Source organism: Acinetobacter sp. 228 (assembly GCF_048147885.1).
This window is the reverse complement of the sequence record NZ_JAYWYV010000477.1, coordinates 1-1,134: the sequence shown is the minus strand read 5'-3', so window position 1 is coordinate 1,134 and position 1,134 is coordinate 1. Positions and strand designations below refer to the sequence as shown.

Here is a 1,134-nt window from a genome sequence, read left to right as displayed (position 1 = left end):
AACCTTGTAGAACTTCACCAGTACGGCTTAATGCTCCAGCACAAAGCTGAAAAATTTCGGGGATTGCTAACCACTCTGCATGCCATGCACCTAAGCTACGTTCATGTTCCTGTACCATGCTTTGATAAATGCTAGACATCAGTGCTGGTACACGACTCGCCGCGGCCAATACGGATGCTGCCGCAACTGGATTACGCTTATGCGGCATGGTCGATGAACCACCACGACCCTTTGCGGTTGGCTCAAACAACTCTGCAATTTCAGTTTGCATCATGAGTGACCAATCCCGTGCCATCTTGCCCGTATTCCCGACAATCATCCCAAGCACACTTGCAATTTCTACAATACGATCACGCTCACCATGCCATGTACTTGTTGGTACAGTCAGATTCAGTTGCTTCGCAAATGCGCTGACCACAAGCGAACCTTGGTCTTGCAAAGAAGCTAATGAACCCACAGCACCGCCTAACTGAGCAGTGAGCACACGTGATTTCATAGCTTGTATACGGTCTAAATCACGTTTAAATGCAGAAGCCCAACGAGCAAGTTTATGCCCTAAGGTAATTGGTAAAGCTTGCTGTAACCATGTACGTCCAATCATGACTTGATGGCGATATTGCTTGGCTTGCTGTAATGCAGTCGCATAGCATTGTTGAAGTTGGCCTTCCACCATATTCAACGCATCACGGCATTGCAAAATACAAGCTGTGTCTAAAATATCCTGACTGGTTGCGCCCCAATGCACATAACGCGAAGCATCTTCATCAATATCTTTAACAATTGCCGTAAGCTGTTTTACAAATGGAATTGCAATATTTCCAGCTAAACCGGTTGCTACCGCCAAAGCGGAAAAATCAAACTTGTCTAGTGCATGCTCAGCTACTTGGGCAATGGTATTAGCCGCATTTTGAGGAATCACACCAACTTGTGCCTGTGCTTGGGCTAACGCAACTTCAACCTGAATCATGTAGGTGATTAAAGATGAGTCACTAAAGATGTCAGTGACGTCTTTTTGGTAAAACAAGCTGGCATATAACTGGCTCATGATTAAACTCTCTCAATAATCAATGCGATGCCTTGGCCTACCCCAATACACATTGAACACAAGGCATAACGACCACCTGTTTGTTCAAG

At 45.4% G+C, this 1,134-nt stretch carries 1 protein-coding gene and 1 pseudogene; both read right to left on the bottom strand.

What is annotated here, in order from left to right; all coding sequences use genetic code 11:
* Nucleotides 1–1,045: 3-carboxy-cis,cis-muconate cycloisomerase (pcaB, locus tag VXQ92_RS20005; protein ID WP_416682961.1), on the bottom strand; the 1,045-nt coding region annotated here is incomplete at its 3' end.
* 2 nt (nt 1,046–1,047) lie between these two features.
* Nucleotides 1,048–1,134, bottom strand: a pseudogene (locus VXQ92_RS20000) (hypothetical protein); the annotation flags it as partial.